Raw genomic sequence first — 5,042 nt, 5'->3', positions numbered from 1 at the left:
TTGAAATGCAGATCGAGGCTGTCGTCGGGCTTGATCACGCCGGCCGCCCCGCCTTCGGCTGCGCAGGTGTGACTGCGCATGGGATAGACCTTCGAGATCAGCGCGATGGTGAGCTTCGGGTCCGTCTCGGCAAGGGCGATCGCAGCACGCAGACCTGCGCCGCCCGCACCGATGATGGCCACATCGGTCTTCACGATTTCCATTGGTGCCGCTCCCTGGCTTAAGCCCTCGCGGGCGTCCACTTCCTGCAGGTTCTTGTCCGATGGCTTTGCCCGTCCGCCCATCGTTAGGCGGATCGTAAAGCATCAGGCGCCCAGCGTGAACCCAAATCGACACACTCCGCGCACGAATGTGCTTCCTGAAGCACACTCGCCGCATCCCGCCCCCGCGTGATCCGGGCGCAACCTCAGGCCACGAAAAAGATGTCGCGATACGACGCGTACACCGAGGCGAAGGCGACCGGAGCAAGAACGAAATAGCCGAGGCCGAACGGGATGCCAGCCAGGATCGCCAGGCCGACCACGATGAGGCCGTACCAGAAGGTCGCCGGTATGTTCTTCAGAATGGCGAAGAAACTCGCCTTCAGTGCGGAGACGGCGTCGACGTCGTGGAAGACGATGAGCGCGGGCGCGAACCACATGGCGGCATAGACGGGAACCGCGAGCGCCGCCCCGATGAGCCCCGCAATCAGCAGCGAAACGACACCTGCGGCAAGCGCGCCCGTGCCCGGGAAACCAACGCTCGCGCCCATCAGCGCGCCGACGCCGACGGTGGCACCGACGAACATCAGCACCAGCAAGAGGATGATCAGCGTTGCCACCAGATGAAACACGCCCACCACGAGCAGCGGCTGCAGGTTGCTGCGGAAGCCGGCGAGGAGATCCTCCGGCTTGAGATCGCGACCCTCGTCCACGTCCCGGCACGCGATCATCAGACTGCCGGTGAGCACCGGGGTGATGAGTGCTGCGGCCGCGCCGCCGAGAAAGGGAATGCTGCCGAGCACCGCGAAAACGACGAGAAGCAGGACGAAGAAAAGGACCCACATTCCCGGCTGCTTGCGGAAGAGGTCCCACCCCGCGACGATCCATTGCCAGCCGTTGGCGATGGGAACGCTGCGTCCGCGCAGGTCGAACTGCGCTCCGGGGGTGTCCGCTGGCGGCAACGCGGGTGCCGGTGATGAATTCGGTGGAAGACCGTCCACGGGGAGTGATCGGGCGCGAAGTCAGAGACCCCTGGCCGACGCGTAGCAACGAAGATACGGGATCCCGCACCGGCACCTGCGGCGCCGGGCGAACGTCGGGTCGACGCCGCGTCGTCCACGCAGCGCCGACACCGAGAGCACAACCATGTGCCCCGTGGGACACACGGCGGATGTCCAACTACTGCCCGCCGCAAGGCAGGCAGCGTCGTGCCGGTCCTATTTCTTGTTGACCGCCTTCTTGAGTCCCGCGCCGGCGGAGAACTTCGCGACTTTCGATGCCGCGATCTTGATCGCCTCTCCCGTCGCCGGATTGCGGCCAGTGCGCGCGGCGCGCTTCGACGTGGAGAACGTGCCGAATCCGATCAGCGCCACCGTCCCGCCCTTGGCGAGCGTTCCGGTCACGGTGTCAACGAAGGCTTCCAGCGTCGCTTCCACGGAGGCCTTGGTTCCCCCCGTCTTTTTTGCAATCGCATCCACCAGTTCGCTCTTGTTCATCTATCACCCTCTTTTTGCATGTGGAATAAGTGCTGGCTCGTTCGAGCCGAGTCGATTTCTTCCTTGGCTGCGCGGCCTCGGTTGTCGATAAGCGCTGCTCGCCCGGCGGCGTGAAACCTGCCACGCTGCGCCGTATCCGCTCCATGCGAGCGCCGACGGCAATAGTAGCAAGGGGAACACGGGATATGCGAGAAAAAAAAGCGCTGTGTTGCGCGGTCCGTGGGTGCACGATGACCCACGGTTTGGCCTTGTCTGGCGGGGGATTGCGGGTATTGTCGAAAAGCGTGGAAGCGATGTCTCGCTCGGTTTTCACAACGCGAACAACATCAGTTCGGGTTGACGCAGCGCAAGCCGTCTGCAAAAGAAATATGGTTTAATTTTCAATTATGTTGCTAGATCGGAAAGGCGCAAGAGCATGAGCGCAGCCGTGCACGTCAAGCGCGGTCTGCAGGCGCTCGTCCTTCTCTTTGCCATCGCACAGACCGTCGCCCCCCTCCTGCACGCGCATTTCGCCGATGGCAGCGCGGGCCCGTCCGGTGTGCACATCCACCTCGGCCTGTCGGTGCCGTTCGCCGCGAACCATCACACAGTCACCACCGAGATCCGCGATTTCGAAGCGCGCGTCGTGTCCACACCCGACGCGCACGTGGGCGACGACGTCCTGCGTCTGCTCGATCTGCCGGCGATCGACGGGGCAGTAGTTGCGTCCTGCAGCGGCCGAACCACCGAAGCCGAACGATTCGTCTGCGTGCAGGCGACTGCGGCGCAGCCCTTCCCCAAACCGCTGCCGCTGGCACCACCAGCCTCTGCCTGACCCCTTCCCTCGCGCAAGCCCGACCGCCGCCCATGCGACGGCGGACTTGTCGTCGTTTGTACTCGCACGGCCACGGCCGTACAGGGGTGTCACAGGATGGACAGAGTTTCGATTGCCGCCGGGGCGCTGTTGTGCACAGTGCTCGCGCGGCCTGTCGGCGCGGCAGACCTCGAACTGACAGTCAGCCCGGAACAGGCGCGGTCGCTTGACGTTGCCACGGCGCGTCCGACGCCGGACGATCGTGCGCCGTTGCAGGGACTCAGCGCACGCGTCGTTGTTCCCAATACCCAGTTAAACGTCGTGAGCACGCCGCTGCCGGGATTGGTGGAGACGCTCACCGTGTCGGTGACCGAGAGTGTGCGCAAGGGCCAGGTGCTCGCGCGCATCCAGAGCCCCGCGCTCGCGGAAGCACAGCGTCTTTTCGTCCAAGCGGCCAACCAGTGGAACATCGCCGAGGCGACACTGAAGCGCGACGCGTCGCTGTGGCGCGAGGGCATCATCGCCGAGAGCCGCTACCTCGCCGCACAGGGAAGTCACGCCGAGGCGGCCGCGGTGCTCGCCGAACGCACGCAGGGCCTGCGGCTTGCGGGTATGTCTGAATCTGCCATCGCCAGGCTGCGCAGCGCCCGCGCTATCGCCAGCTCACTCGACATCGCAGCCCCTGCGGACGGCGTCGTGCTCGATCAGATGGCAACCGTCGGCCAGCGTCTCGATGCCTATGCACCGATCTACAAGATCGCGCGCGTGAATCCGCTCTGGCTGGAGATTCAGATTCCGGTCACGCGCGCCGCCGGCGTGCGCGACGGCGACCCGGTGACGGTGCCGCAGTTCCGCGCGCACGGCCACGTGATCGCCGTCGGTGGCAGCGTCGACCCCGACAGCCAGACGGTCATGGTGCGCGCGCTCATCGACGGAAATGCGGAGACGCTCAAGCCTGGACAGAACGTCGAGGCGACCGTGGTCGCCGCCGCCCCCGGCACGAGCGGCGGCTGGCGCGTGCCGAACACGGCACTCCTGCGCCAAGACGGCAAGCTGCTGCTCTTCGTGAAGACGGCGCAGGGCTTCCGTGCGCAGATCGCAACCCTGGTCTACGAAGGGGCGAAGGAAAGCGCGATCCGCGCCGATCTCGCGAGCGGTGACGAAGTCGTGGTGCGCGGCATCGCCGGACTCAAGGGCATGCTCATGGGATTGGGAGGGCTGTGATGCTCGCACGCGTGGTCGAGCTCGCGCTGACGCAACGGCTGCTAGTCGTCGTCCTCACGCTGCTGCTCGTCGGCGCCGGCGTGCAGGCGTTCCGGCAGCTGCCGATCGATGCCTTCCCAGACGTCTCCACTACTCAGGTAAAGATCATCATGAAAGCGCCGGGGATGACACCCGAAGAGGTGGAGACGCGCGTCGTCACGCCGATCGAGCTCGAGATGCTGGGCATTCCACACAAGCGCATCCTGCGTTCGGTGTCCAAGTACGCCATCGCCGATGTCACCATCGACTTCGAGGACGGCACCGACATCTACTGGGCACGGCAGCAGGTGAACGAGCGGTTGAATAACGCCCTGCCGCTGCTGCCTGCGACCGTGAGTGGCGGACTGGCGCCGATCACCACACCGCTCGGCGAGATGTTCATGTTCACGATCGAAGGCGGCGACCTCACGTCTGCCGAGCGACGCACGCTGCTCGACTGGGTGATCCGGCCGGCGCTGCGCACGCTGCCCGGCGTCGCGGACGTGAACTCGCTCGGCGGCGCGGTCCGCGCCTTCGAGATCGTGCCGGACAACGCGGCACTGCAGGGTCGCGGCATCCGCGTCGCGGACCTGCAGCGCGCACTCGAGGCGAACAACCGCAACGATGGCGCCGGCCGCCTGCGCGACGGCGAGGAAACGCTGCTCGTCCGCGTCGAGGGAGCCGTGCGCACGATCGACGACGTCAAGTCGATCGTCGTTGCGGAACGCCAGGGCATTCCCGTCCGCGTGGCCGATGTCGCGACGGTCCGCATCGGCAGTCTCACGCGCTACGGCACCGTCACGCGCAACGGCTCCGGCGAAGCAGTGCAGGGTCTCGTGCTCGGCCTGCGCGGCGCCAACGCACAGCAGGTGGTTGACGGTGTGCGCACCAAGCTGGCGGAGCTCGCGCCGCGGCTGCCGCCGGGGGTGAAGGTCGAGGTGTTCTACGACCGCGGCGATCTGGTGGAGCGCGCGGTCGGCACGGTGACACGGGCGCTCGCCGAGGCGATCGTGCTGGTGGTCGTGCTGCTGCTGCTCTTTCTCGGCAACGTGCGGGCCGCCCTCGTCGTCGCCGCGACTCTGCCGCTCGCGGCGCTCGGCACGTTCATTCTCATGGACCTCTTCGACATGAGCGCCAACCTCATGAGCCTGGGCGGCCTCGCCATCGCCATCGGCATGCTGGTCGACGCGGCGGTGGTGGTCGTGGAGAACATCGTCAGCCATCTTGCGCGCGACCGCTCGAACCTGCCGCGCCTGCACCTCGTCTACCGTGCGGTGCGCGAGGTCACGCTGCCCGTGGCATCCGGCATCG

At 66.2% G+C, this 5,042-nt stretch carries 6 protein-coding genes; 3 read left to right on the top strand and 3 right to left on the bottom strand.

Going from position 1 to position 5,042, the window contains the following annotated elements; translation table 11 throughout:
- The 3 genes from JNK68_11550 to JNK68_11540 form a co-directional block, all read right to left on the bottom strand.
- A partial coding sequence (locus JNK68_11550) for an FAD-binding protein (GenBank protein ID MBL8540989.1) occupies positions 1-203 on the bottom strand: 203 nt, incomplete at its 3' end.
- Between the two features lie 203 nt (positions 204-406).
- A complete protein-coding gene (locus JNK68_11545) occupies positions 407-1,162 on the bottom strand; it encodes a DUF2189 domain-containing protein (protein ID MBL8540988.1) in 756 nt (251 codons plus the stop codon).
- Positions 1,163-1,417: 255 nt separating this feature from the next.
- Positions 1,418-1,696: an HU family DNA-binding protein gene (locus tag JNK68_11540; GenBank protein MBL8540987.1), complete on the bottom strand. Its 279-nt coding sequence runs from the start codon at positions 1,694-1,696 to the stop codon at positions 1,418-1,420.
- Between the two features lie 415 nt (positions 1,697-2,111).
- Here JNK68_11540 and JNK68_11535 point away from each other — a divergent pair, with 415 nt between their 5' ends.
- The 3 genes from JNK68_11535 to JNK68_11525 form a co-directional block, all read left to right on the top strand.
- Positions 2,112-2,510 carry a hypothetical protein gene (locus tag JNK68_11535; GenBank protein ID MBL8540986.1) on the top strand — a complete coding sequence of 133 codons (399 nt, stop codon included), beginning with the start codon at positions 2,112-2,114 and terminating at the stop codon, positions 2,508-2,510.
- A 96-nt stretch (positions 2,511-2,606) separates the two neighbouring features.
- On the top strand, positions 2,607-3,713 hold the full coding sequence (locus tag JNK68_11530; GenBank protein ID MBL8540985.1) for an efflux RND transporter periplasmic adaptor subunit: 1,107 nt from the start codon (positions 2,607-2,609) through the stop codon (positions 3,711-3,713).
- A partial coding sequence (locus JNK68_11525; protein MBL8540984.1) for an efflux RND transporter permease subunit occupies positions 3,713-5,042 on the top strand: 1,330 nt, incomplete at its 3' end. The genes JNK68_11530 and JNK68_11525, both read left to right, overlap by 1 nt.

Source organism: Betaproteobacteria bacterium (genome assembly GCA_016791345.1).
In the GTDB taxonomy this organism is placed as follows: domain Bacteria; phylum Pseudomonadota; class Gammaproteobacteria; order Burkholderiales; family JAEUMW01; genus JAEUMW01.
This window is presented reverse-complemented; position numbering and strand designations above follow the sequence as displayed.

Excerpts from the sequence above, each read along its gene's own strand:
- JNK68_11540 (MBL8540987.1), bottom strand. The coding sequence starts at position 1,696 with ATGAACAAGAGCGAACTGGTGGATGCGATTGCAAAAAAGACGGGGGGA.
- JNK68_11535 (MBL8540986.1), top strand. The coding sequence starts at position 2,112 with ATGAGCGCAGCCGTGCACGTCAAGCGCGGTCTGCAGGCGCTCGTCCTT.
- JNK68_11530 (MBL8540985.1), top strand. The coding sequence starts at position 2,607 with ATGGACAGAGTTTCGATTGCCGCCGGGGCGCTGTTGTGCACAGTGCTC.